This is a genomic window from Hymenobacter sp. BT188 (assembly GCF_014333585.1).
GTDB lineage: Bacteria > Bacteroidota > Bacteroidia > Cytophagales > Hymenobacteraceae > Hymenobacter.
Genome location: NZ_JACSCW010000002.1, coordinates 458630 through 483284, shown reverse-complemented (window position 1 = coordinate 483284; position 24655 = coordinate 458630). Strand labels below are relative to the sequence as shown.

The following is a 24655-nucleotide window of genomic DNA, read 5'->3' as shown; positions in this document are numbered from 1 at the left end:
CCTAGGCCAGGCCTGCCCCGGTCCTTTTTATATGGGGTCATTGGGGGCAAATCTTTGATAAACATGCCTGACAAAGGCCCCTTTGTTGGGTTGCTTCACCATTTAATAATGAGAAGATTCTCAATCTCAGCGACGTAACCCAACTTTTCGTCGTAGCTTTACCCGGCAATAAGAGTCACCTAATCTTCTTGTTGCCATGGCTGACCAATCTGCCAAAATTGCCTTCGAGGCCCTTACCTACGACGACGTTCTGCTGCTACCTGCCTATTCGGAGGTATTGCCCCGCGACGCCGACACCAGCTCCCAGCTTACCCGCAATATCCGTCTGAACCTGCCCTTCGTATCGGCAGCCATGGATACCGTAACTGAATACGAGCTGGCCATCACGATGGCTCAGGAGGGCGGAATCGGGATTATTCATAAGAACATGAGCATCAAGGCTCAGGCCGAGCAGGTGCGCCGGGTGAAGCGCTCGGAAAGCGGAATGATTCTGGACCCGTTTACGCTTTCTGAAACGGCTACCCTAGGCGACGCCAAGCAGCTCATGCGCCAGCACAAAATCGGCGGCATCCCCATTGTGGACGAAGAACGTCACTTGAAGGGCATTCTAACCAACCGTGACTTGCGCTTTGAAAAGGATATGGAGCGCTCGGTGGCGGAGGTAATGACCCGCGACAATCTCATCACCGCCGCTACCGGCACCGACATGGCTCAAGCCGAGGACTTACTACAGGAGTTCAAAGTTGAAAAACTACCGGTTGTGGATGAGCAAGGCCGCCTTACGGGACTCATTACATACAAAGACATTCGTAAGCGCCGTCGCACTCCCCGAGCGTGTAAGGACGTGTACGGTCGCCTGCGCGTAGGTGCCGCCGTGGGCGTAACCCCGGATTTGCTTGACCGGGTAGCAGCCTTGGTGCAAGCCGGCGTAGATGTAGTGAGTGTAGACACAGCACATGGTCACTCAAAAGGCGTACTGGATGCCGTTCGCAGCATCAAGCAACAGTATCCCGAGCTGGAAGTAATTGCTGGCAACGTAGCCACCGCTGAAGGTGCCCGAGCCCTAGCCGACGCGGGTGCTGATGCTGTAAAAGTGGGTGTTGGGCCTGGCTCTATCTGCACCACCCGCATTATTGCCGGCATTGGAGTACCTCAGCTTTCCGCTGTATTAGAAGCAGCTCGCGGCCTCGAAGGCACTGGAGTTCCGCTTATTGCAGATGGGGGCGTGAAGTTCTCAGGCGACGCAGTCAAAGCTTTCGCGGGTGGCGCCTCCTCCGTCATGATTGGCTCTATGCTGGCGGGCACCGAGGAAGCTCCTGGTGAAGTAATTATTTACGAAGGCCGCAAGTTCAAAACCTATCGGGGAATGGGCTCGGTGGAGGCCATGGAAGACGGCTCAAAGGACCGTTACTTTCAGTCTTCGGAAGATGATGTAAAGAAACTCGTACCAGAGGGCATCGTTGGCCGCGTACCGTTTAAGGGCGGCGTGAGCGAGGTTCTGTATCAACTAGCAGGTGGCTTGCGGGCTGGCATGGGCTACTGTGGCGCCCCTACCATAGCCGTATTGCAGGAAGCCCGTATGGTACGCATCACAGGCGCTGGCTTACGTGAAAGCCACCCTCACGACGTACAGATCACCAGTGAGTCGCCTAACTATAGCAGCCGTTAACTCCACGCGTTTATATTGAATTATACTATGCCACCAGCTTATCAGCTGGTGGCATTCTTATGACTAATAAGCCCGCCTTTCTGTCCGGTCGAAAGCATACAACAAATAACTCAGGCCCTGTATTTGTACTCAAAAAAACCGCCATAAGTACGTAGACATAGAGTTTATATAATGTGCTTTCTACAGCCTATAATCGACTCATACAGATTTAGATTACTTTAGGTGGCCCCAATTCGGAGCCGTCTTATCCTGAATGCAGGTCGTGGATAAGCGAAAAGACATCAGGCCTTACTTAATTTATAAGGCTTTATCTTGCTCAATCTTTCAGTTTGCTCCGGTTGTTTCTTAATTACGCGTAATTTGTATTTAATTACTCTCTATGCCCTCTAGCCAGAGGCTAACAGCCACGCTATTACCCCTTACGCTAATTAGCTGGGTCGTGCTGCTGGTTAGTACGCTTCTTCGCGCTAGCCAGCCTGAAACGGCTTCTCTATCTGCCCCACCTGAGTGGGTGATTCTGGTTGCCCAAGCTGTTTTTGCTGCCGGAGTATTTATGTACTACCGTCTCCAGCCGGACCCGTTGCGGGGCACCGACTTTGTCGGTTTGTTCCGTCGATTAGTGCTCGGACCAGGTATACTGGCCAGTATTTGTGTTGCCCTACACTTACTGGAGCGCTTTGTACAGTACCAGCTACCAAGTAGCGACCGGACCTTTTTCGCGGTTATTTATACCATCAACTTAGGTCTGTTCATTCTTTTCTTGGCCAGCACGACCTACACGTGGCGGTCATTGGTGCTGTTCCGGTCTTCGGGCAGGCTGCGCCGCGAGTGGGAGTTTTTTGAAATCCTGTTAGGTGGCACGCTGCTATTCCGGCTGTTGGGCTGGGAGTTGCCAACCCCCGTATCGCTGTTAGTTATTGGTGGATTGGCCATTTTTGGTGTGTATCTGAGCGGCAACCAGAAATGGGTGGCCTATCTGAACCGGCGGCAGAAGTGGGAGGTGGTATTTATGCAACTAGCTATCCTGCTGTGCATGACCATTTTTGTGGCCTACTTCGTGCGAATTCAGTACGATCCTAAGCTGATAGCTCCTGAGTCTCAGCATGCGTTTTTACTGCTTACAGTATTTTTCGCGGCTTTCTATGCCGTGATGGGGCTGTTTGTTACGTTCTTTAATTTGCCCACAGCGGGCGTCTTTGAGCAGAAGCGAGAGGAAATTTTAAGTCTGCAGCGCCTTACGCAGCTTATCCAGCGTGGTCAGACGGAAGAAGACGTATACAGTATGCTCTTCGATGCTACCGTGCAAACCGTGGAGGCCGACGCCGCTTGGCTTGATGTAGAGGCGAGCGACGAAATGTATAAAGGTCAGCGCTACCACATCACCGAGGAACAGTGCACTGCTATTCGGGGGCTGCTGGCAGATTACAACTTGGGCCACATTGAGTACCTGAATAATGACCTGCCCAATAGCAGCGGCTTTCGCAGTTTAGGCCTACCTTTCGGTTCGCTTATCGTGATGCCTTTGCGCTCTACAAAGCGCCAGTATGGGGCTTTGTACATGCTAAAAAATCAGCCTCAGGGCTTTGATCGTGAGAATCTGGGCATTCTGCAAACCTTCACCAGCCAGACGATTCTTAGCATCGAGAACCTTCAGCTAGTTGCGGCTTCTATTCAGAATGAGCGTGTGCAGGAGGAGCTTAAAATTGCTTCCACCGTACAGGAAAGTTTGATTCCGAAGGACCTGCCTATTGATAATTGGTTTGAAATCAGCTCACATGCGATGGCTGCCAAGGAAGTGGGGGGCGATTTTTACGACTTCTTGCACCTACCGGGTCAGCGCCTTGCCATTCTGATCGGTGATGTGTCGGGTAAGGGCATTACGGCGGCTTTTCATATGGCCCAAATGAAAGGTATTTTCCATGCTCTGATGCAGGAAAATCCATTGGCCCGCAATGAGCGCGAGAAGTTTCCGGTGCCCAGCAAGTTTATGGCTATGGCCAACAAAGCCTTGGTTCATTGTCTCGAAAAGTCGTCTTTTATTACAGCATCTCTATATATAATAGATTATGAGAACCGTGGCTTTGTTTTTGCACGAGCCGGTCATTGTCACACACTATATTACCATTCCATCAAGGAGGAAGTGTCGTACTTCCGCACGGCGGGCTTAGGCTTGGGCATTATTCGCCACGACGCCTACGAAAAACATATTAAGAACCAATTCTACGATTATAACCCTGGTGACGTAATGGTAATCTACACAGATGGCATTGTGGAAGCACGGGGGGCAAATAAGGAAGAATACGGCGAGGATCGTCTGCAACAGATGCTGGAGCGTACGTATTACCTTGAGGCCGACGAAATCAAGAATATGATTCTGGAAGACCTAGCGGAATTCAGCCGCGGTCAGCCAATGCACGACGACCAGACCTTGCTTGTTATCAAGTTCCGGGCGTCCCAACCAGAACCAATTGTCTGACGTAGATGGGTCCTATGAAAATCACGCAACAAACCACCGCGCACACGCTCACGCTCAGCCTCGATGGCGAGTTGGATGCTAGCTCTTCTGTGATTCTTGATACGGAACTAACCAAGCCCGAAATCCTGAATTATCAGAAAGTATTAATTGATTGCCAGCGCCTGAACTACATTTCTTCCGCAGGCCTTGGCGTATTCATTTCCCACTTACAGCGCTTCCAGGATGCCAATGTGAAATTGGTATTTTTTAACATGCAGGAAAAAGTGCACAACGTATTTGAGATTCTGGGGTTAGATACGCTGATGACCATCGTGCCTTCCGAGTCGGAGGCGACTGCTATATAAGCTTGACAGTGTAACGAGGGGATGAAAAACGTAATTCGCATAAGTTGTAGCCGGGCTAACCTGAAGACAGTACGCGACTTCGTGAGCGCCTATCTGTCTGTGTACCACTTATCCGAATTGCACATCAACCAGATTGTACTGGCCGTTGATGAGGTGGTGGCCAATCTGATCATTCATGCCAATGCGGAGAACGAATCGCAGTATCTGCAACTCAAGCTGGCCATGGAAGACCATATGTTTGGCATCGAGATAGAAGACGACAGCAAGGAATCGTATTTGCCATCCACCTTTCGGGAACCCGATTTGCTGGAGCACATTCGTCTCGGGAAGAAAGGCGGCGTAGGCATGGCACTCGTCAACCGCATTATGGACCGCGTCGAGTTTTCTTCCTCCGGCAACCACAACGTTTGCCGGCTCTACAAGAAAGTGGTGTAGTCCAACGTTCAGATTTTCAAAAAGCCCCCCAGCCGCTGGGGGGCTTTTTTGTACACGCTCAGTTTGATAGCAGGCTGAGTTAGGCCAAAAAAAATCCGTAAAATTGCATCTGGCAACGACTCGGCCCGCAGGGTCATGATAGAGTTATTGTTCGTGTCGCATCTTTTTTTCTTTATGCCCAAACGCATTTTGTACGCTAGCCTTGGTGCTGGCGCGCTACTGGCCATCGGATGCCAGTCTACCAAGTCCACAACGTCCGCCGCTAAGCAGCCGGCAGTAGTTACGCTGGGAAAGCAGATAGTACCGGCCTCGGAATTTGCCTACGTATACCGGAAAAACAACGCCACGGCTCCCGACTACGGCACCCGTGCCAACGTGACGGAGTATCTGGATCTGTACACCAACTTCAAGCTGAAGGTGCTGGAAGCAGAGCAGCGTGGCCTCGATACCACGCAGGCCTTTCAGCGCGAGCTTGACGGCTATAAGCAGCAGCTGGCCCAGCCTTACCTGACTGAGAAAAGCGTGACCGATCAACTCGTGCGGGAGGCCTACGACCGGTTGAGCAAGGAGATCAGCGCCTCCCATATTTTGGTGCGCGTCGCTCCTGATGCTGACCCACGGGATACCTTGGCAGCCTATCAGAAGGCGGTGGCGTTGCGCCAGCGCGTTACCAGCGGCGAAGACTTCAACCAAGTAGCTCGTCAGGCCTCGGAAGATCCTTCGGCTCGCGATAATGGCGGGCAGCTCGGCTATTTCACGGCTATGCAGATGGTGTATCCATTTGAAAACGTAGCATATAAGACCAAAGCCGGCGAAGTTTCCGCCCCGGTTCGGACGCGTTTTGGGTACCACGTGATTAAGGTAAACGACGTGCGACCTGCGCAGGGCGAGATTAAAGTAGCTCACCTCATGATTCGGGCCACGCCCGGCATGCCTAAGGCCGATTCAGTAACGGCTAAGAAGAAAGCGGACGAGTTGTACTCCCGCTTGCGTCGGCGCGAAGACTGGGACAAGCTGGTAACGCAGTTTTCGGAAGATGCTGGCTCGGCGGCCAATGGTGGCGAGTTGCCCGCTTTCGGCACCGGACGCATGATTCCAAGCTTCGAGGAAGTAGCCTTTAAGCTTCAGAAGCCCGGCGACATTTCGGCGCCGGTTCAGACGCCGTATGGCTGGCATATTATCAAGCTTATCGAAAAGCAGCCTGTACCCACTTTTGAGGCCATGGCTCCTACCCTCAAGAGCAAAGTAGCCAAGGACTCGCGCTCGGAGCTAAACCGGGCGGCCTTTCTCAAGCGCATTCGGCAGGAAAATCAGTTTGTAGAAATGTCCCCCGTACGTGACGCTTTGTTGGCCCAGGCCGATACAGCACTGGTAAATGGCCGTTTCAAGTCAGACACTTTCTTAAGCAAATTCCCAAGTGGCAAGCGCAAAAAAGGCGAGATAGCTGTAAGCAGTGATGCTCCGCTCTTCACCATCAAAGGCAAAGCCTATCCTATTAAGGACTTCCTAACCTACGTGCAGCAAAGCCAGCGCCCGCGCGCTGGTGCTGATCCGCGCTTTGTGATGCAGCAGTTGTACGATCAGTATGTGGATCAAAGTCTGACGGAATTTGAAAAGGCTAACCTCGATACCAAGTATGAGGACTATCGCATGCTGGTAAAAGAGTACCGCGACGGCATATTGCTTTTCCAGCTGATGGATGAGAAAGTATGGTCGAAGGCGCTGACGGATACAGTGGGATTGCAGCAGTTTTTCACCGCTAACCAAGCTAATTATCAGTGGGGACCTCGTGTACAGGCCACAATGATTAATGCGGCCTCGCCAGCGTTGCTAACTCAGGCTCAAAAGCAATTGGCAGTTGGTCGCTACGAAGTGACGCGCAACAAGCCGCTGCCAGTAACCTTTCGCACAGGTCAAGCTACTATTTTGCCCGCCACCCAAGCTAGCCTCGACGGCTTGGCAGCTAGCCTGACGGCTGATACAACCCTGAGTTTGACCATAACTGGCCGGGTAAAGCGGGGCGAAACAGCTGCATTGGCTCAGCGCCGTGTGGCGGCAGTAGCAACCCACCTAACGGGTAAAGGCGTACCAGCTAACCGCATCAGCACGAAGACGACTACGACTCCAGCTGCTGACGCTTCGGCCTTGCTCGCCCTGACTAGCACGAGCCCTGCTGTATTGGAGGAGAACCTGAATGCCAAGAACCCCCTGGCCGTGCAGATTATCAAGCAGAGCTTCCAGAAGGGCGACAGCAAAGTGGTAGATGAAGTAATGGACCGTGGACCGGGCACTTATCCGGTACAGAAAGATGGCCGCTACTATGCTGTTACCATTGAAAAAGCACTACCTGCCGGACCTAAATCCTTATCTGAAACGCGTGGCCAGGCTACTTCCGACTATCAGAATTATCTGGAAAAGCAATGGCTGGGGCAGTTGCGTACTCAGTACCCGGTACAAGTCAATGAGGCGGAAGTAAACAAGCTGATCACTAAGTAAGCTGCTTCAGCTTCCGAAAAAAGCCCCCCAGAGAGTCTAGCGAAGGCTGCTGTTTCTGGGGGGCTTTTTCATTCCTACCGCCAGCTCGGTGCTGCCCGCTAAAAGTTGGTGGTCCACGCAACGTTAGCTAGCAACCCGGTCTCTTTACTCCGAAACGCTCTTTTCGGGCCTCAAATCCAGCTTTTTGCCGGAGAAGGGATTTATGTTGAAATTTACCGGCGGCTTTTCGCGTTTCGGTAGCCGGTGGGCTGAATATTCTTTGCTTTTCAGCCTCTTATTTTCTGAATTACATGACTCAATTATTTCGTACGGCGGCTCGTGTAGCGCTGTTGAGCGGTGGCTTGCTAGTGGGTGCGGTTAGCACTGGTTTGGCTCAGCTAGGCGTGGCCCGGCCCGTAGGTCGCCAAACCGTGGACGCCATTATCGTGAAGCTGGACAATCAGATTGTCCTGCGCTCCGACCTCGAAAATATTTATCAGCAGGAACTATCGCGCGCTGAGGGCAAGCCATTGCCTCCTAATGTGAAGTGCCAGATTTTGGAAAGCATTGTGCTAAATAAGCTCATGCTGGCAAAAGCCGAGGTTGACTCCGTGGTGGTGGAAGATGACCAAGTAAGAGGTGAGCTCGACCGGCGTATGGCCTACTTCGTACAGCAAATTGGGTCGGAGCAGAAGCTGGAAGAGTATTACAAAAAGCCCATTAAGCAGCTTAAGGACGACTTGCGGCCACAAGTGAAGGAGCAGCTCATTCAGCAGAAGATGCAGGAAGAGATTGCCGGTAAAGTAACGGTTACACCTCGCGAGGTAAAGCAGTTTTTCAACCGCATTCCAAAGGACAGCTTGCCTTACTATTCCACCGAAGTAGAAGTAGGCCAGATTATTAAGTTTGCCCAAGTTAACCAGAAGGCCAAGCAGGAAACACAGGCGAAGCTCAATGAGATTCGGGCGCGCATCATAGCAGGTGAAGACTTTGAGAAGCTTGCTAAGGAGTTTTCCCAAGATCCTGGCTCCGCGGCGCAAGGTGGCTACTTAGGCTTTTTTAAGCGTCGTGAGTTGGTACCCGAGTACGAGGCCGCCGCTTTACGCTTGGAGCCTGGCCAATTGTCACCCATTGTAGAGTCGCAGTTTGGCTTTCATCTTATCCAGCTCATCGAGCGCAAAGGTGAGACTTTCAGCACCCGTCACATTCTGCTGAAGCCAGCTACCGGTACCTCCGACGTGAGTGAGGCGGCCGTGCAACTCAGCAAAATCCGCAAGCGCATTTTGGCCGACAGTATCACGTTTGCCAAAGCTGCCAAAGATTTCTCCGACGACAAAAACACCAGCGGCAACGGCGGCCTGATTCAGAACCCACAAGACCGGAGCAACTACTTGCCACTAGATAAGATCGATCCGGCCATTTTCTTCACCATTGATACTATGAAAGTGGGCAGCATCACGCCTCCCATGCCTTACCGCACCGACGACGGAAAGGACGCTATGCGTATTCTGTGGCTGAAATCGAACAATCCGCCCCACCAAGCCAACCTACAGGACGACTACCAGAAAATAGCCGCCGCTGCTCTCAACGAAAAGAAAAACAAGGCGCTGGATGAGTGGTTTAAGAAGAACCGCGGCGACGTCTATATCGAAGTAGATCCGCAGTACGCTGACTGTAAGCTGCTTAATGCAGTTAATTAACTTTTAGGAGCTAGGAGTGAGAGGAGAGGAACACCTACCAGTGTGTTTCCGGCTTCTCACTCCTAGCTCTTGGTTTCTAGCTCCCCCCTTACATGCGAAATTTCTCTTCCGATAAAGAAGCTGCTGATGCGTTGGCTCAGTCTTACCAAGCCTTGCGGCAGGAAATCGGTAAAATTATCATTGGGCAAGACGAGGTAGTTCGCCTGGTGCTGACGGCCGTATTTTCGCAGGGGCATTGCTTATTGGTAGGAGTGCCGGGCCTAGCCAAGACATTACTCATCCAAACAATTGCCGACTCCCTGGATCTGTCGTTCAACCGCATTCAGTTCACTCCTGACCTGATGCCTTCCGACATTGTGGGCTCGGAAACGATGAATCAGCAGCGCGATTTTCACTTTGTAAAAGGCCCCGTGTTTGCCAACATCGTGCTGGCGGACGAGATTAACCGGACGCCACCCAAGACACAAGCGGCTTTGCTGGAAAGCATGCAGGAATATTCTGTAACCGTGGCGGGGCAGCGCTACCCATTGGAGCGGCCTTTCTTTGTGTTGGCCACCCAAAACCCCATTGAGCAGGAAGGCACCTATCCCCTACCCGAAGCCCAGCTCGACCGCTTCATGTTCAATATTCAGCTCGGCTACCCTAGCTACGATGCCGAGTTGCAAATCGTGAAAAACACGACTTCCGATCATCGTCCTACGGTAAGCAAAATATTACACGGCGATGATATCCAGGCGTTTCAGCACTTGGTGCGCCGTGTACCCGTGGCCGATAATGTAGTAGAGTACGCCGTTAATCTAGTGCACAAAACCCGTCCAAACACGGATCGGGGCGCCGCCCGGGCTACGCAGTTGCTGGAGTGGGGAGCTGGACCGCGGGCTTCACAACATCTTATTGTGGGAGCCAAATGTAACGCCTTGCTCAACGGCAAGTACTCGCCTGACATTGAGGACGTGAAAGCCGTGGCGCTGCCTATTCTGCGCCATCGCTTGGTGCGTAATTTTAAAGCCGAAGCCGAAGGAATTTCAGTAGAGCAGATTGTAAAAGAATTACTCTAGTGCGCTGAAAGCTTGAATAGAGCCTAGATTTGTAATTTCTATTCCCTTTCGCATTCAACATTTAACGCCCAATTTTTCAAGGATGGAAGCTTCCGGTTATTACCAGCAATTCGAGCGCAACATTGCTATTATTCTGGATGCCTTGCAGGCGGGCCTCGATTTGCGCACCACCACGCTGGCAACCTCCCTGCCGCTGGAAGTATATGTACTCTGCGAAGTATTGAACCAGGGCGGCGCTCAATTCCGCTTGACTTCCGACGGCTTGGCTCGCCTAGCTGAGTTTCGTGACCAGTATGTACAGCGTGAAGCCGAAACTGAAGCCATCATGCAACGCATTCTTGATGACAAAAAAGCCGTAATGCGCACCCCAGAAGGACGTATGCTGGTGAAAGAAATGCTGATTCGCCGTTTGGAGTTTTTCAACGAGGCTGCCCGTCAGGTAAACGTAATGCGCATTCAGCAAGCACTAGGAAGTCCTTTGCAGTATAAGCATCCATAAACAGATTGCTCACGAACAAAAAAGCCCCCCAGATTGACTCTGGGGGGCTTTTTTGTTAAGGCAAAAGAAGTATTAGCTCATTGTTGCTTTATACTCAGATTTCACCTTCGTATGGCCGTCGCGCTCGTGTTGAAGGTTGAGGTCGTTAGCTGGCTCTTGGCGAAGCTTGCTGGGCACTTCATCGCCGTGCGGACCTTTAGAGAGTGTTACGCCGCCATCCACGAAATACGTCGCACCGGTTACGTAGCTGGCTTCATCGGAGGCTAGGAACAAGTAGACGTTGGCTACTTCTTCCGGCGTGCCGCGGCGGCCCATTGGTACGCCCTGCACTGTTTGCTTTTCCATTTTGGCAGTCATCGGGCCGGTTTCCTTGTGCGTCCAGGCCGTGTCGATAGGGCCAGGACCCACAATATTAGACCGCACCCCGAACTTGGCCTGCTCCACGGCTACGCCGCGCTGGAAAGCGTGCACGAAGCCTTTGGTGCCGCCATACGGTGAGTTTTGGGGAATACCCATATGCCCTGCTTCTGAGCCAGCCGATACTATATTGCCGCGCGTTTTCTGCAAGTAAGGAATGGCCGCGCGGGTCATCATGAAGTTGGAGTACACATTGTGCTTAATCATGTACTCAAACGCCTCTATCGGATACTTATCGATAGTTGAGGTGGCGGGAAACACGCCGGCATTATTGATCAGAATATCCAGCTTGCCGAAGTCATGTATCGCTAGTTTCACGCATTCTTCGGCCGCTTCCTGCCAGGAAATATCGCCCAGGAAGCCGATGGCGCGACCGCCACGAGCTTGAATTTCGTCTACTACTTCGCGCACGGGGTCCGTATCGAGGCCCACGACCACTACGGCCGCGCCTTCTTGCGCAAATCGTTTGCTGATAGCTTCGCCAATGCCAGTACCGCCGCCAGTTACAATAGCAACTTTGCCTTCCAACCTTCTTTTCATAGCAGTTAGTGTTAGGTTGATAATAGGTTTGATGATGAAGAAAAACCCCTTCTCATTGATTGATAGCTGATTAAAACAAACGGTATTTGCCCCCCAGAGTTACTATTGCCCTGCTTCTATCATCCCAGAGTTTGGTTTGCGCGTAGGGTAGCTTGTTGCTTGCGCCAAATTATGTACCCCGCCGATCAGCCCCTTTCACCGGCTCGCTTGCCTTTGCTCACGCCCCGCCTCACTCTGCGGCCCTACGTGCCATCCGACGAGGCAGCATTTTTCGCGGTTCTTGAAAAGGATCGTGCTAGGCTTCAGGAAGCGTTTCCGGCCCGCTTGGCCGCCGTTCAAACTTCTGCCGATGCTGGCCGCATCTTAGAGTCCTTCGATCTGGATTGGCACACCAAGCGGATGTTCGTGCTGGGCATTTGGGGCACGGCTGGGGGGCAATATTTAGGCGACATCAGTCTGAAGCCTACTTGGGCCCGCATTATTACGGCCGAAATTGGCTACTACCTTGCTTCAGAAGCCGAAGGTCATGGTTACGCTCGTGAGGCGCTAACAGCGGCCGTACAGCTAGGCTTTAGCTCCATTATCAACGCCGACCGCCTGATTATCCGTTGCCGGGTCGATAACCCGCGCAGCTGTGCGGTCGCGGTCGCGAATGGCTTTCAGCTAGTGCCACCACAACCGCGTTTATGGTCTCCCCGGAAATCAGAGAAGGGGTCCGATATTCTCTATTTCGCGCTTAACCGGCCCTGATACGCTTCTTTGAGGCAAAAAAGCCTTCGCTTACATTAGTCTGCCCGCCGTAGCTTGGTCAGAAAAAACTCCTGATTGAAGTTCAGGTACGTTCCGAAGGAAAACTCTATCTGCCGGCGGTTAAAGTCATAAAAAGGCTCAAAGCGGGTTGTCAGCAGGATGTTGCCGGGCAGGTGAAAATCGCTGAACATGCGTAGAATGAGCAATTCGCGGCGACGCTGGGTGAAGTCGGCGTTGTTGACGGTGCTGGAAATAGACTGGTATAGCCGGCCGCCCTGGGGCGAGATAAAACCATTTCCCGACCAATAGCTGACCATAATATTGGAGAGTCGCGTATTCACCCCCGCATTCAGATACAGACCATTTCCCTTATCGTAAGGCAATACTTCCGTGAAAGAGTAGTCGGTATAGCGCGTGAAGTAACCATCAAAATGTACTGCATGCACAAAGCCAGTGGCGGACAGCTTACGCCGCACGCGCAGGCCGGTAGCGAAGTTGAACAAGGTTTGTAAAGGAGTGGCAATCGTGTCAATTTGCCCCCCACGGTGCATTGCCAGAAACTGCAGCGGCACAACGCCCAGCCGCCAGCCCGCCGAGTCCTGATACGCCGTGACTTCGGAAGTGAGGCCGCCGGCTACCTGCTCCTGAAAGTTGCTGAATCGGTACTGCTGCCGCTGCCAGTCAACCCAGGCGTCGAGCTTTACGCGGTCGGTCTGGAGCTTGTACTGCATGCCCTCTTCTAGCCGGTTGGTCATCACACGCTCAAAATCAAACAGCGGCTCAATGTAGTTGTGCTGCAAATGCCCTTCAATATTTCCGAATAGAAAGCTGTGGGGGCCATTTTGGTACTTGGCCGTAAACATGGGCCGCACCTGCCGCAGGCGTGAAGTGCCGTAGTCTTTATACAGAAAGATGCCGGCTTCCAAGCGGATGTTAGCACTAGGAAAATACACGAGACGTGGAGCTAACTGCGTTCCATAATATGTTCGGCCCTCGTCTATTTTGTTGAAATACTCGTTATCCTTCGTAAACAGGAAGCCCTGCACAGCTACTCGAAGCTGGCCTTCATACTCTGGCTTGATCGGCAACGAGTATTGAAAGGCGTGATTATCGAGCTGGGCAGCGACCGGAAAGCTGCTTAGCAATAAACTAAAAAGCAGGCCAACTGCTCGCCAAAAAACCGGTTTGATCTGGGTATCAATGACTACCTTTGACAAAAATTTTAGCATTATTTATTTTTCCCAGAATCAGCAAATATTTTTAGCATTGCGGGCACAAAATATAGCTTACCTATGTTACCCACAGCCGACCTAGAACAGCCTTAACTGACACCTAGAAAGCGGCCTTTCAACTTGTAAAAACGGCCTAAAAAGCCTAATTTCACCAAACCTAAGCATTTATACCCCAACCCCATTCTAATGGCTGCATCCACTGACAAAGTTGTCAACGCCAACGCCGAGAAAATGAAAGCTCTTCAGCTTACGCTGGACAAGCTCGACAAGAACTACGGCAAAGGCACTGTCATGAAATTGAGCGACAACAAAGTCGTTGATATTCCTGCTATCAGTACCGGCTCGCTCGGGCTGGACATTGCCCTCGGCATCGGTGGTCTGCCCCGGGGCCGGGTCGTAGAGATTTACGGTCCTGAGTCGAGCGGTAAAACTACGCTTACGCTGCACTGCATTGCCGAAGCTCAGAAGAAAGGCGGCATGGCTGCTTTCATCGACGCCGAGCACGCCTTCGACCGTAGCTATGCCGAGAAACTAGGCATCGACACCGAAAACCTGCTTATCTCGCAGCCCGACAACGGTGAGCAAGCCCTTGAAATTGCTGACCAGCTGATTTCCAGCGGTGCCATCGATATCATCGTTATTGACTCCGTAGCTGCACTTGTGCCGAAAGGTGAACTGGAAGGCGACATGGGCGACTCGAAAGTAGGCTTGCACGCCCGCTTGATGAGCCAGGCCCTACGGAAGCTCACCGGCACTATCAACAAAACCGGCTGCTGCTGCATTTTCATCAACCAGCTTCGCGAGAAAATCGGGGTTATGTTCGGTTCGCCCGAAACAACTACTGGTGGTAACGCACTGAAGTTCTACGCATCTGTTCGGCTTGATATTCGCCGTATTGGTCAGATCAAGGAAGACAAGGACAACGTGACCGGCAACCGCACGAAAGTGAAGGTGGTGAAGAACAAAGTAGCACCGCCATTCAAAGTAGTTGAGTTCGACATCATCTATGGCGAGGGTATTTCCAAAGTCGGCGAGATTCTCGATTTGGGCGTTGATATGAACATTATCGCAAAGTCGGGCTCTTGGTTCAGCTACAACGGCGACCGTTTGGGTCAGGGCCGTGAGGGTGTGAAAACCATTCTGCACGACAATCCTGAGCTAGCTGACGAGATTGAAGCAAAGATTCGGGCAATGGTGAAGGGCGAGCCTGCGGCTGCGCTGGCTGCCATTCCTACCGATGAGTCGATTGACGAAGACGACGATTAATCTTTCTGCGTTTTTGTAATTCAAATAAAGCCTCCCAGATGATTTCTGGGGGGCTTTTTATTCAGCAATATAGCTGCGTCCTTAAGCCGTTGAGTGCAAACTGCAATCCACATCGGCGTGCAACTCGTTTTTAAGCGTTGACGTTTCGCTTAGTCCTATCTTGCCGGTCGTTCGCAGGGTTAGGGATATATTTGCTGGCATTTCATTTGACTTAGTGTCAGCTGAATCACTTTTTGGTTTGCCTTTCATGACTCGCCGCTGGTTTCTGCTTTTTCCGCTTTTGCTGCCTTTGCTGGCGCTGCTGGCCTGGCAGCCGGCAGACGGGTCGCGCACAGTTAAGAACACCAGCTTTACTAAGGGCGAGAAAATGCATTACAAAGTGCATTATGGGCTAATAAACGCAGCTGAGGCCACCATTGAAGTCTCCAGCGCATTGCATCGCATCAACGACCGGCCTTGCTACCAGGCTACCGTAACGGGCCGCACACTAGGCTCTTTCGATTTTTTTCTGCGTGTCCGCGACACCTGGCGCACCTTTATCGATACGACCAGTATTCTCCCCCAGCGCTTCTACCGCAATATTGAGGAGAACACCTACCGCAAGCGCGAAACCGTTGACTTTGACCATTATAAAAATATGGCCAGCGTAGAGTCGCGCAAGAAAGAAAAGGACCCTGTGAAGCGGGGCACGTATAAAATACCGGAGAATGTGCAGGATCTGGTGAGCGGTTTTTACTTCCTGCGTACCCTCGACTACGACAAGCGGCGGGTGGGCGAAGTGATTCGGGTACAGGGTTTTTTCAGTAATGAGGTGTACAACATGGACGTGGTGTACAAAGGCCGCGAAACCGTGGAAACCAAGGCAGGCATTATTCGCGCTATTCGGTTAGTACCCAAAATGCCCCCCAACAAGCTCTTCCGCGGAGAGGACGGCGTTTCTGTTTATCTTTCCGATGACCGCAACAAGATTCCGGTACTTATTCAAGCTGAGATGTTTGTAGGCGCTGTTAAAGTGGATATGTATAAATATCAAGGCCTAAAGCACCGTTTGAATGTATTGGCTCGCGCTGGTGCCAATCCCTGAGTAAACTACTCGCCGAGGCAGTTCACAATAAGGTAACATTAGGTTGGTCTCAGCAAACGGTAATTTTGTAGTCGATTATTCTTCTGACTCAAACCTCTGCCCTGTGCAACCAACCGCACCCCCTAACTCCTACAAAATTCTGGTAGTCGATGATGACCCAGACATTGTAGAACTGCTGGAATACAACCTGCGCAAGGAAGGCTACGACGTAGCGACTGCTCCTGACGGCCGCAAAGCTCTGGAAATTGCCCCCCAGTTCGAGCCCGACATTGTATTGCTCGATGTAATGATGCCCCATCTTGATGGTATCGATACCTGTCGGCAGCTGCGGACCTTGCCCAAGTTCAAAGACACGTACATCATCTTCCTGACGGCCCGTGCCGAGGAGTTTTCGGAAGTAGCCGCCTTCGAGGCCGGCGCTGATGACTTCATTGCCAAGCCTATCAAGCCCCGCGCCCTTATGGGCCGCCTGGCCGCCTTCGTACGCCGCGACAAAGATCCGCAAGTGGTGCTGGATACCATCGAAATCAACGGTTTGCGCATCGACCGGACGGGCTTTGCTGTGTATCAGGAAGGACGCAAAATATCATTGCCCAAAAAGGAGTTTGAGCTATTGGCTTTCCTTGCTGCTTCGCCTCATAAGGTATTTGGCCGCGAAGAATTGCTTCAAAATATTTGGGGTAATGATGTGTTTGTACTGGCTCGTACGGTAGATGTGCATGTGCGCAAAGTGCGAGAAAAAGTCGGCGACCATCACATCCAAACTATCAAGGGTGTGGGTTATAAGTTTAACATCGATGAATGATTTGCGGAGTCAGAATTTGATTTATCTGCACCGGTAAAAAGCCGGCCCTGCTACAGGGTCGGCTTTATATTTGGGCTTGCGGCAGCTAGTCTTAGCCCCGCACAACACCTCGCTTCAGCTCATGGATTTCTCTTCCCGCTCGATTGCCATTCTTATTGCCTTGCTTGTGGCAGCGGTGCTCGTTACGTTCGCTTGGACGGTGCCGACGCTCCCGTTTCAGCAAGCATTTTTGGCTGCGGGTATCACCGTAGCGGCTTGCTTTCTACTCGTTTATTTGGCGTTTGAGGCGTTGATCTTTCGTGAAATCAACAACATCTACGCTGGCCTAGAAAACGTCAAGCGCAAGGAGTTTCGGAAGCTGTCGAATAAATTTTTGTTTCGGCCTGAGCCTCTAAAGCGCATGCGGGATGAGATACTACAAATGGCGGAGCGAAAGCAACGGGAAATAGACGAGCTAAAACGCCTGCAAACACTTCGCCGCGAGTTTTTGGCCGATGTATCACACGAGTTGAAAACGCCCATTTTTGCCGCTCAGGGTTTTCTTCACACCGTTTTGGATGGCGACATGGACGACGAGTTTCTGCGCCAGAAGTTTCTCAAGAAAGCCGCTACCAGCCTCGATACTCTTGACGAGTTAGTACAGGATTTAGTAACCATCTCTCAGCTGGAAAAAGGAGTAGTTCGGATGCGACGGCAAGCATTCGACTTGGGCGAGCTAGTACGCGAGATATTTGAGCAATTGGAATCCAGAGCCACCCAGCGCCAAGTTAAGCTCGAATTAATACTGTCGAACGAATCTGTGGGAGGCATTTTGGTGCTTGCCGACCGCAACCGCATTCGGCAAGTGCTGGTCAACCTGATTGATAATGCCATAAAATATGGTCGCGAGGCTGGTCATGTAACCGTCATGCTGGCCGAAACCAGCAAAGCTGTCCGTGTTTCCGTTCGCGACGATGGTGAGGGCATCCCAAAGCAGCACCAAAACCGCATTTTCGAGCGCTTCTATCGTATCGATAAAAGCCGTTCCCGCGATTCCGGCGGCTCGGGGTTAGGCCTTGCCATTAGCAAGCATATCGTAGAAGCGCACAAATCGACCATCCGAGTGCGCAGTGAAGCTGGACAAGGCACCTCGCTGGAGTTTAAGTTAGCAAAGCCACGTAGGCCGACAAAGGCTACAGAAACACCCCAGGCGTAGTCCATAAGGTCGTCTACCGCATAGGCTGTAAAGCGTGTTTTGCTTCGTACCTTTGCGGCCCGTTATGAAGCAACCCGATTTTCAAGATCTTATCCTGTTTGAAGACGACGATTACATCGTCATCAACAAGCCGCCTTTTCTAGCTACGCTTGATGAGCGCGTGGGCGGTGCACCCAACATTCTGCGCATGGCCCGCCAGTACCATTCCGATATGCAGGCCTGCCATCGCCTAGACAAGGAAACGTCTGGTGCTTTGGCCTTGGCCAAGAACCCAGAGGCCTACCGTCACCTCTCCATGCAGTTTGAGAACCGGGAGGTGAAAAAGAACTACCACGCTGTAGCTTGGGGCGTCCATCATTTCGACAATAAATTGGTAGATCGGAGTATTGAAACAACCACGAAAGGCAAGGCTCGGCTGGCTTATAAAGGCAAGGCCGCCGAAACTTACTTCACCACGCTCGAAACATTTGCCAAGCATACGCTGGTCCAGTGCGTGCCTATAACCGGCCGTATGCACCAAATACGTTTGCACCTCATGTACCTGCAGGCACCCATCGTAAACGACACGCTGTACGGAGGGGAAGAATTCTTTTTGTCTTCGCTGAAAAAGAAGTTTAACATGAAGTCCGGCGAAGAGGAACAGCCTTTCATCAAGCGATTCGCTTTGCATGCAGCTAAACTCACGTTTGCTCGCCTCAATGGTGAAGAGGTGACCGTGGAAGCACCATACCCAAAGGATTTTCGGGTATTGGTGGAAAATATGCGGCAACTCAAATAGACCAAACAACTGGTTCAAATGCCCGACGTGCTGATCTAATTAGGGATTTGGATAAACCCAAAATTGCCCCCCACAAATCATTACAGTTCTTGAAAGTACGTGCTACTCAGGCACAAATATCATAGGCACCCTTGCATATCAATCGAAAGGCGGTAACTTTGTGTCCGTTTTTCCCGGACCCTGGTCCGTTCTATTCTCATTTCCAACCGCTTACCTTCTTCCCAATGGATCATCTGAGCTTCAAGACGCAATCCGTCAACAAAGCCAACGCCAACAAGGGCTGGGTTGTCGTTGACGCCAGCGTGGCCCCGCTGGGTCGCGTTGCCAGCCAGATTGCCAACATCCTGCGCGGCAAGCACAAGCCCTCGTTTACGCCCAACTCTGATTGCGGCGACTCGGTTATCGTCATCAACGCTGATAAGCTGCGTGTGACGGGCAAGAAAATGACTGAAAAAATCTACATCTCGCATTCGGGTTATCCCGGTGGTCAAAAGCGCAAAACTATGCGTGAGGTGATGGAGAAGTCATCGACTCGTGTGATAGAGCACGCCGTACGCGGCATGTTGCCTCACAACCGTTTGGGCCGCGAGCAATTCCGCAGCCTGTTCGTGTATGAGGGCGCTGAGCACCCCCACGCTGCCCAGCAGCCTGTGGATGCCACTTTGAACAAACTGTAAGTCACGACGGCTTTCGTATTTTTTTCTAACTTTTCTTTAATGGAAATCTCCAACACCTCTGGTAGAAGAAAAACCTCGGTGGCCCGCATCTACATGCAGGCCGGGCAAGGGAATATCACTATCAATGACCGGGAAATGAAGGCCTATTTTGGCAACGAACTCCTGGAAAACATCGTGAACCAGCCCTTCGCTACACTCGAGAAACTCGGGCAGTACGACGTGAAAGTAAATGTGCGCGGTGGCGGCATTTCGGCTCAGGCCGAGGCCATTCGCTTAGCTATCTCGAAAGCGCTGGTAGGCGAGGACGCTGAATCACGGCCGGCTCTTAAGAAAGAAGGCTTCATGACGCGCGACCCCCGCATGGTGGAGCGCAAGAAGTTCGGTAAGCGTAAGGCCCGCCGCTCGTTCCAGTTCTCGAAACGCTAAAACCAGAGGAAATTCATCATGGCTCAGTCCACCACATATAAAGACCTGCTCGACGCGGGTGCCCACTTTGGTCACCTTACGCGCAAGTGGGATCCAAAAATGGCGCCGTACATCTTCATGGAGAAGAACGGCATCCATATCATTGACCTGAACAAAACCCTCGCTTCGCTGGATCAGGCTACCAACGCTATCCGTAACATCGCCAAGAGCGGTCGGAAAGTAATGTTTGTTGCTACCAAGAAGCAGGCTCAGGAGATTGTAACTGAAGAGGCTAAGCGCCTTAAAATGCCTTTCGTAACCGATCGTTGGTTGGGTGGCATGCTCACCAACTTCGCTACGGTTCGTAAGTCGCTGAAGAAAATGAGCACCATCGACAAGATGGTAAAAGAGAATACTGCTTATGCTGCTATGGCCAAGCGCGAGCGTCTGATGATGTCGCGTGAGCGTGAGAAGCTGGAGCGCGTACTAGGCGGCGTAGCCGACCTAAGCCGTCTGCCTGCTGCTCTGTTCGTAATCGACGTAAAGCGTGAGCACATTGCTGTAAAAGAAGCTAAGAAGCTAGGTATACCGGTATTCGCAATGTGCGATACTAACTCTAACCCTGAGCTGGTTGACTTCCCAATTCCTGCTAACGACGACGCTTCAAAGTCTATCTCCCTCATTGTAGGTGCTATGAGCAAGGCCATCGAAGAAGGTCTGTCGGAGCGCAAAGTTGATAAGGAAGAAGCTGACAAGAAGCAGTCCGAAGAGGAAGGCATCAAGGAAAAGCAAGCCGCCGACGAATAAGCGTTTAGAAGAAGCTAGGAGTTAAGAGATAGAAGATAGGATCCGGTGGGTTGAACCAACTTTCGGATTCTGTTTTTCCTCTTAGCTCCTAGCTTCTTGTATAAACGCCCCTACATAACATTCTAATTTCTAGCGTTTAGCTAGCTACTAACTTTTTAAGAAATGGCAGCAATTACCGCCCAAGACGTGAACAAGCTGCGCGCTATGACTGGCGCGGGCATGATGGATTGCAAAAAAGCTTTGACCGAAGCTAACGGCGATTTCGAAGCCGCTCGTGACATTCTGCGCAAGCAAGGCCAGAAAATCGCTGACAAGCGTGCTGACAATGCTACTTCCGAAGGCCTAGTATTGGTACAGGTAAGCGAAGATGGCACCACTGGTAAGCTGGTTGCTTTGGCTTGCGAAACCGAATCAGTAGCTAAAGTGGCTAACTTCCGTGAGTTGACCCAGCAGATTCTGGATGCTGCCGTGCGTACTAACGCTGGCACCAAGGAAGATCTGTTGGCAACCAAAGAAGCTGACGGCCTGACTCTGCAAGACCACATCACCGATCTGATGGGTAAAATCGGCGAGAAGCTGGACGTAACTTACGCTACGCTGACTGCTGAGAAAGTAGCTTCTTACATTCACTCCGACAACAAGAAAGGCGTGCTTGTAGGCCTGAAGAATGTAGCCGGCGCCGATGTGACTGAAGTGGGCCGCGACGTAGCGATGCAAATCGTAGCGATGAAGCCAGTAGCCGTAGACAAAGAAGGTGTTGACTCTGCTACCGTTGAGCGTGAAATCGAAATTGGCAAAGAGCAAGCGCGTGCCGAAGGCAAGCCCGAAGCTATGCTGGAGAAGATTGCGCAAGGCAAACTGAACAAGTTCTACAAGGACAATACTTTGCTGAACCAAGAATTTGTGAAAGACAATTCAATCACCATCGCTCAGTTGCTCGACAAGAAGCAGAAGGGCATGACGGTAACGGATTTCAAGCGCGTAGTTATTGGTGGCTAAGCTTTCTTAGCTTCGACAATAAAAAAGCCCCCCAGCAAGTTGCTGGGGGGCTTTTATTTTTCCCCACAAGTCACCCCAATTACTAATTGAGTTTCGGGATCAAAGTGAATCCAAGTTCCTTCTGATGCTGCAAATGGAGCAGGGTAAGTCAAGAAATACTGCTTCGCTTTTTCGTTGTTATAAAATGTCCAGATCTCACTTCGGTTGGCGCGCTCATAGTAATTATAGTCTCCCATTAGCTTTTTCGCAGCCTCTAAAGTCATCCCAACTTTGACTTTTTCACAGTTTAGCCAAGTACCCATTGGCATCTTTTTGTAGACGATAAGTATCGTAGAAAAACTTTAAAATAGTGAAGGCACCAATTGCTGCCATCAGTCGCGTCAGATACCTTTTCATTATAGATAGCTTATTGATTGACTCGCTGCCATGCCCGTACCCGCGTCACAGCATTCTCGCGCACGTTTATATAGTACAGCCCATAATCGGCAATGTGGAAAGAATGCCGTAGCTCAGGGCGGCCGGGAATCAAAAAGCGTGGGTAGCCGGAAACAGTGGGCGGATGCACCCAAAGTACGCCGTCGTGTACTTTAGCATCAGCGACAGCTTTGTCAATGCGGTTGAAGGATTGAGGAACACTGCCTCTGTTAAGAGAAGAGGGCGCGGCGGCGGTGTCGCGGGTCCAGGTGAGCGGATTGATAGCTAGGGCGTCACGGTAGGGCTCGTAGCTGTAGCCCCACTCACCGGTATTCCAGCTTATAAAGCAGTTGGTTTGAGTGGAATCCTCGCAGGGACGCAAGTTTTGGTATGCGGCAGGATTTACTTTGAAGCCCACTAAATACGCGGCCACCAATTGGCTACGACGCTTAGGGTTTTGGTCGAAGAAATCATGAAGGAGGCGCTGAGCATGAAATGCACCTTGACTATGGCCCGCGAGAATGATGGAGCGGCCTTCGTTATAATGGTCCAGGTAATACTGGAAAGCAGTTTTTACGTCTTGGTACGCCAGATCCAGGGCAGCACTGGCATTCGCGCTGCTATCACTATCGAAGAAGCTATAGAGGGCAGCCTGACGGTAGCGCGGGGCATATACCCGACCAGCAGCATTAAAAACTGAGGCCTGGCGACGAATGCTAAACTGATCGGTGAAGGTGTTTAACGCCGCATCTGTGGTAGAGCCATTCCAGCCGTGCGGGCGGATGAGCGTCGTGAGGTGAATGAAAAATACATCAGCCGCCGCAGTAGCTTGTTGGTCGCGCAGACCGGAGTTTTTGGGTACGGCATCGGCGGAATCACGGCGCGAGGGAAGCGCAGCCCAATTGGTTTCCTGCGCATAATCGGGGGCGGGGGCAGTTTTATAGGCTGTGAAGCTCCGAACTGGCTTGATAACGCCTAAGCAGGAAGAAAGTACGCCTAGCAACAGAATCCAGTGGAACTGGCGCAACGGGCGCGTCAAAGCAATAAGCAGCATCACACGAAAAGCAAAAATATGGAAGCCCGCACAGAAGCCGTGGGCTGCCAAGCGCTAAATGACAAAGCGCAAATTTACTCTGAAAACGTGTTTTCCAGTAGTCGCTCCTGGCGTAGATATACGATTTTGAAATCGCGGTTAAAGCGGATGCGCACTTGGGCAGTCGTATTCTGGTACTGCTGACGGGATTTGCGGAATGCCCGGCTTTTTTCCAAATAGGTGACTACCCGCGACCCATCGCGCACGGGCTCGCTGATAGTCAGGCTGCCGGGTACGCCCTGGGTTTCACCTTCCAAAAACTCCGGAAAGTGCGACCTATCTAACTCGGCGCTAATGGCGGCCGGCGTGGTGTTCTGCAAAGTATAAAATCGCTCGACGATGGGCGCAAAATGCTGTGCCGCATTGAAAGGCGGCGCTTTCAGATCTTCATAGTATGAGCTAAGCGCGCTACGAACTTTTGCTTCAACCTCCCCCACTTTTGCGCTTGGTGCCGGAGTGGTAACTGGTGGCTGCTCTGTAGGATCAGCTTGACCTTCCTCTGGGGCAGTAGATGGAGCCGAATTGGTAGCAGGCGCCGTCGTTTCTGACGCTGAAGGTGAGGGAACTGTTATTACGGGTGCCTGCGCGGCGGGTGACGGAGCGCTACGAGCAGAATCGGTGGTAGCTACGGGGGGCGTGGCAGGTAAGGCAGGGGTTACCCGGGCAGTATCTGATTCTAAATTGGTATCAGTTGCGGGCGGAAGTTCCAACTGCTCGACTTGGGGGCCGATTTCCGGCGCAACACTAACGGTATCGGCTCCGGAGCGCGAGAGACTCGTGAGGCGTTCGGACTCCCGATCATCCATCACTAAGTAGGCTATCAGGGCGAGCAAGGCCAAAATACCTCCGATAATAAGAGCAGTAGCCAGCGGGCTTCGACCAGACGGCGGCGGGATAGCCGGACGAGAGCGTCGACTATCCGAAACCTGGGGCTCGGTGGGCGTGAGAGAATCAGCGTCGCGGTAAGACGATGAACCCACTTTCACCATCTCAACAGGGCGCGTAAAAGTATCAATTGGCGGAGCTGGCCTTTTGGGTGAGGCCTGGCTTTGCTCGCGCGGAGGCACAACCGGTGGCACAGGCGGCACCACTGGCGGTGTGAATACAGGTGGAATCGGGGTGGCAGAGCGCGGCGCGGGCTCTACGCGCGACGGGGCTACATTCGCAGCAGGCGTCACTGGATCTTCTGCCGGCCGAACCGTGACCGTCGGATCATGCTTAAAGTCCCAAGACGGAGGCGGTGGCGGCAGGGGCGCAGAAGATGTGACTACCGTAGCAGGCGTAGCAACAGAGTCAGCCGGCGCTGGGGGCGGGCTTGGCAGTGCAGACGGTGGCGTCGCGGGGGCAGCAGTTGACTCGCTTGTATCGCTGAAGAGCAGCTTGCGTTTGAGTACCTCAAATTCAGCGGGCGTGATGGCGCCTGCATCCAGCCATTCTTTCAACTGGCGTAAGGTAGCAAGGGCAGAAGGCTCGTTTTCCATAGGGCAAAGGCGGCAAATAAACCGAAGCAAAAGCAACGGCAAAACGCATTTGCTAC

The 24655-nt window shown here is 52.0% G+C and carries 23 protein-coding genes; 18 read left to right on the top strand and 5 right to left on the bottom strand.

Annotation, left to right across the window (positions count from 1 at the left end; all coding sequences use genetic code 11):
- The first annotated feature begins 196 nt into the window (after positions 1-196).
- The 8 genes from guaB to H8B13_RS06160 all read left to right on the top strand — a co-directional run bounded on the left by guaB (position 197) and on the right by H8B13_RS06160 (position 10656).
- Entirely contained in the window at positions 197-1669 is a 1473-nt protein-coding gene (gene guaB / locus H8B13_RS06195) for an IMP dehydrogenase (protein ID WP_187309936.1), read from the top strand.
- A 379-nt stretch (positions 1670-2048) separates the two neighbouring features.
- Positions 2049-4145: a PP2C family protein-serine/threonine phosphatase gene (locus tag H8B13_RS06190; protein ID WP_187309935.1), complete on the top strand. Its 2097-nt coding sequence runs from the start codon at positions 2049-2051 to the stop codon at positions 4143-4145.
- A 14-nt stretch (positions 4146-4159) separates the two neighbouring features.
- Positions 4160-4489, top strand: a complete 330-nt coding sequence (locus H8B13_RS06185; RefSeq protein WP_133271725.1) for an STAS domain-containing protein — start codon at positions 4160-4162, stop codon at positions 4487-4489.
- A gap of 21 nt (positions 4490-4510) precedes the next feature.
- The gene (locus H8B13_RS06180; RefSeq protein WP_187309934.1) at positions 4511-4924 is read left to right on the top strand and encodes an ATP-binding protein; all 414 of its coding nucleotides are present in this window, start codon (positions 4511-4513) and stop codon (positions 4922-4924) included.
- A 174-nt stretch (positions 4925-5098) separates the two neighbouring features.
- On the top strand, positions 5099-7420 hold the full coding sequence (locus H8B13_RS06175; RefSeq protein WP_187309933.1) for a peptidylprolyl isomerase: 2322 nt from the start codon (positions 5099-5101) through the stop codon (positions 7418-7420).
- Between the two features lie 290 nt (positions 7421-7710).
- Positions 7711-9099: a peptidylprolyl isomerase gene (locus H8B13_RS06170; RefSeq protein WP_187309932.1), complete on the top strand. Its 1389-nt coding sequence runs from the start codon at positions 7711-7713 to the stop codon at positions 9097-9099.
- Positions 9100-9191: 92 nt separating this feature from the next.
- Positions 9192-10157 carry an AAA family ATPase gene (locus tag H8B13_RS06165; RefSeq protein WP_133271721.1) on the top strand — a complete coding sequence of 322 codons (966 nt, stop codon included), beginning with the start codon at positions 9192-9194 and terminating at the stop codon, positions 10155-10157.
- An 82-nt stretch (positions 10158-10239) separates the two neighbouring features.
- Positions 10240-10656: a hypothetical protein gene (locus H8B13_RS06160; RefSeq protein WP_187309931.1), complete on the top strand. Its 417-nt coding sequence runs from the start codon at positions 10240-10242 to the stop codon at positions 10654-10656.
- 72 nt (positions 10657-10728) lie between these two features.
- On the opposite strand, the gene H8B13_RS06155 is transcribed toward H8B13_RS06160, so the two are convergent.
- Positions 10729-11613, bottom strand: coding sequence for an SDR family NAD(P)-dependent oxidoreductase (locus tag H8B13_RS06155; protein WP_187309930.1), 885 nt, complete (start codon positions 11611-11613; stop codon positions 10729-10731).
- 171 nt (positions 11614-11784) lie between these two features.
- Here H8B13_RS06155 and H8B13_RS06150 point away from each other — a divergent pair, with 171 nt between their 5' ends.
- The gene (locus tag H8B13_RS06150; protein ID WP_187309929.1) at positions 11785-12363 is read left to right on the top strand and encodes a GNAT family N-acetyltransferase; all 579 of its coding nucleotides are present in this window, start codon (positions 11785-11787) and stop codon (positions 12361-12363) included.
- A gap of 35 nt (positions 12364-12398) precedes the next feature.
- On the opposite strand, the gene H8B13_RS06145 is transcribed toward H8B13_RS06150, so the two are convergent.
- Complete coding sequence (locus H8B13_RS06145; RefSeq protein WP_187309928.1) at positions 12399-13580, bottom strand: hypothetical protein; 1182 nt, start codon at positions 13578-13580, stop codon at positions 12399-12401.
- A 201-nt stretch (positions 13581-13781) separates the two neighbouring features.
- On the opposite strand from H8B13_RS06145, the gene recA reads away from it, so the two are divergent.
- From recA to tsf, 9 genes are all read left to right on the top strand, one after another.
- Complete coding sequence (recA, locus tag H8B13_RS06140; protein WP_187309927.1) at positions 13782-14861, top strand: recombinase RecA; 1080 nt, start codon at positions 13782-13784, stop codon at positions 14859-14861.
- Positions 14862-15108: 247 nt separating this feature from the next.
- Positions 15109-15945 (top strand): DUF3108 domain-containing protein, encoded by an 837-nt coding sequence (locus H8B13_RS06135; protein ID WP_187309926.1) that lies wholly within the window; start codon positions 15109-15111, stop codon positions 15943-15945.
- A gap of 103 nt (positions 15946-16048) precedes the next feature.
- Positions 16049-16750 carry a response regulator transcription factor gene (locus H8B13_RS06130; protein WP_187309925.1) on the top strand — a complete coding sequence of 234 codons (702 nt, stop codon included), beginning with the start codon at positions 16049-16051 and terminating at the stop codon, positions 16748-16750.
- A 121-nt stretch (positions 16751-16871) separates the two neighbouring features.
- Positions 16872-17945 carry a sensor histidine kinase gene (locus H8B13_RS06125; RefSeq protein WP_187309924.1) on the top strand — a complete coding sequence of 358 codons (1074 nt, stop codon included), beginning with the start codon at positions 16872-16874 and terminating at the stop codon, positions 17943-17945.
- Between the two features lie 64 nt (positions 17946-18009).
- Complete coding sequence (locus H8B13_RS06120; RefSeq protein WP_187309923.1) at positions 18010-18723, top strand: RluA family pseudouridine synthase; 714 nt, start codon at positions 18010-18012, stop codon at positions 18721-18723.
- A 224-nt stretch (positions 18724-18947) separates the two neighbouring features.
- Positions 18948-19400 (top strand): 50S ribosomal protein L13, encoded by a 453-nt coding sequence (gene rplM / locus H8B13_RS06115; protein WP_187309922.1) that lies wholly within the window; start codon positions 18948-18950, stop codon positions 19398-19400.
- A gap of 39 nt (positions 19401-19439) precedes the next feature.
- Positions 19440-19826: a 30S ribosomal protein S9 gene (gene rpsI, locus H8B13_RS06110; protein ID WP_084446168.1), complete on the top strand. Its 387-nt coding sequence runs from the start codon at positions 19440-19442 to the stop codon at positions 19824-19826.
- A gap of 18 nt (positions 19827-19844) precedes the next feature.
- Complete coding sequence (gene rpsB / locus H8B13_RS06105; RefSeq protein WP_187309921.1) at positions 19845-20612, top strand: 30S ribosomal protein S2; 768 nt, start codon at positions 19845-19847, stop codon at positions 20610-20612.
- A gap of 162 nt (positions 20613-20774) precedes the next feature.
- Complete coding sequence (tsf, locus tag H8B13_RS06100) at positions 20775-21611, top strand: translation elongation factor Ts (protein ID WP_187309920.1); 837 nt, start codon at positions 20775-20777, stop codon at positions 21609-21611.
- Between the two features lie 53 nt (positions 21612-21664).
- Here tsf and H8B13_RS06095 read toward each other — a convergent pair whose 3' ends face one another.
- The 3 genes from H8B13_RS06095 to H8B13_RS06085 all read right to left on the bottom strand — a co-directional run bounded on the left by H8B13_RS06095 (position 21665) and on the right by H8B13_RS06085 (position 24599).
- On the bottom strand, positions 21665-21913 hold the full coding sequence (locus H8B13_RS06095) for a hypothetical protein (protein ID WP_187309919.1): 249 nt from the start codon (positions 21911-21913) through the stop codon (positions 21665-21667).
- 104 nt (positions 21914-22017) lie between these two features.
- Positions 22018-23079 carry a DUF3089 domain-containing protein gene (locus H8B13_RS06090; RefSeq protein WP_261990279.1) on the bottom strand — a complete coding sequence of 354 codons (1062 nt, stop codon included), beginning with the start codon at positions 23077-23079 and terminating at the stop codon, positions 22018-22020.
- Positions 23080-23153: 74 nt separating this feature from the next.
- Positions 23154-24599, bottom strand: coding sequence for an SHOCT domain-containing protein (locus tag H8B13_RS06085; RefSeq protein WP_187309917.1), 1446 nt, complete (start codon positions 24597-24599; stop codon positions 23154-23156).
- Positions 24600-24655 lie beyond the last annotated feature (56 nt).

What these genes read in the sequence shown, in the direction of transcription:
- guaB (WP_187309936.1), top strand. Translation starts at nt 197, where the DNA reads ATGGCTGACCAATCTGCCAAAATTGCCTTCGAGGCCCTTACCTACGAC.
- H8B13_RS06190 (WP_187309935.1), top strand. Translation starts at nt 2,049, where the DNA reads ATGCCCTCTAGCCAGAGGCTAACAGCCACGCTATTACCCCTTACGCTA.
- H8B13_RS06185 (WP_133271725.1), top strand. Translation starts at nt 4,160, where the DNA reads ATGAAAATCACGCAACAAACCACCGCGCACACGCTCACGCTCAGCCTC.
- H8B13_RS06180 (WP_187309934.1), top strand. Translation starts at nt 4,511, where the DNA reads ATGAAAAACGTAATTCGCATAAGTTGTAGCCGGGCTAACCTGAAGACA.
- H8B13_RS06175 (WP_187309933.1), top strand. Translation starts at nt 5,099, where the DNA reads ATGCCCAAACGCATTTTGTACGCTAGCCTTGGTGCTGGCGCGCTACTG.
- H8B13_RS06170 (WP_187309932.1), top strand. Translation starts at nt 7,711, where the DNA reads ATGACTCAATTATTTCGTACGGCGGCTCGTGTAGCGCTGTTGAGCGGT.
- H8B13_RS06165 (WP_133271721.1), top strand. Translation starts at nt 9,192, where the DNA reads ATGCGAAATTTCTCTTCCGATAAAGAAGCTGCTGATGCGTTGGCTCAG.
- H8B13_RS06160 (WP_187309931.1), top strand. Translation starts at nt 10,240, where the DNA reads ATGGAAGCTTCCGGTTATTACCAGCAATTCGAGCGCAACATTGCTATT.
- H8B13_RS06155 (WP_187309930.1), bottom strand. Translation starts at nt 11,613, where the DNA reads ATGAAAAGAAGGTTGGAAGGCAAAGTTGCTATTGTAACTGGCGGCGGT.
- H8B13_RS06150 (WP_187309929.1), top strand. Translation starts at nt 11,785, where the DNA reads ATGTACCCCGCCGATCAGCCCCTTTCACCGGCTCGCTTGCCTTTGCTC.
- recA (WP_187309927.1), top strand. Translation starts at nt 13,782, where the DNA reads ATGGCTGCATCCACTGACAAAGTTGTCAACGCCAACGCCGAGAAAATG.
- H8B13_RS06135 (WP_187309926.1), top strand. Translation starts at nt 15,109, where the DNA reads ATGACTCGCCGCTGGTTTCTGCTTTTTCCGCTTTTGCTGCCTTTGCTG.
- H8B13_RS06125 (WP_187309924.1), top strand. Translation starts at nt 16,872, where the DNA reads ATGGATTTCTCTTCCCGCTCGATTGCCATTCTTATTGCCTTGCTTGTG.
- H8B13_RS06120 (WP_187309923.1), top strand. Translation starts at nt 18,010, where the DNA reads ATGAAGCAACCCGATTTTCAAGATCTTATCCTGTTTGAAGACGACGAT.
- rplM (WP_187309922.1), top strand. Translation starts at nt 18,948, where the DNA reads ATGGATCATCTGAGCTTCAAGACGCAATCCGTCAACAAAGCCAACGCC.
- rpsI (WP_084446168.1), top strand. Translation starts at nt 19,440, where the DNA reads ATGGAAATCTCCAACACCTCTGGTAGAAGAAAAACCTCGGTGGCCCGC.
- rpsB (WP_187309921.1), top strand. Translation starts at nt 19,845, where the DNA reads ATGGCTCAGTCCACCACATATAAAGACCTGCTCGACGCGGGTGCCCAC.
- tsf (WP_187309920.1), top strand. Translation starts at nt 20,775, where the DNA reads ATGGCAGCAATTACCGCCCAAGACGTGAACAAGCTGCGCGCTATGACT.
- H8B13_RS06095 (WP_187309919.1), bottom strand. Translation starts at nt 21,913, where the DNA reads ATGGGTACTTGGCTAAACTGTGAAAAAGTCAAAGTTGGGATGACTTTA.
- H8B13_RS06090 (WP_261990279.1), bottom strand. Translation starts at nt 23,079, where the DNA reads ATGCTGCTTATTGCTTTGACGCGCCCGTTGCGCCAGTTCCACTGGATT.
- H8B13_RS06085 (WP_187309917.1), bottom strand. Translation starts at nt 24,599, where the DNA reads ATGGAAAACGAGCCTTCTGCCCTTGCTACCTTACGCCAGTTGAAAGAA.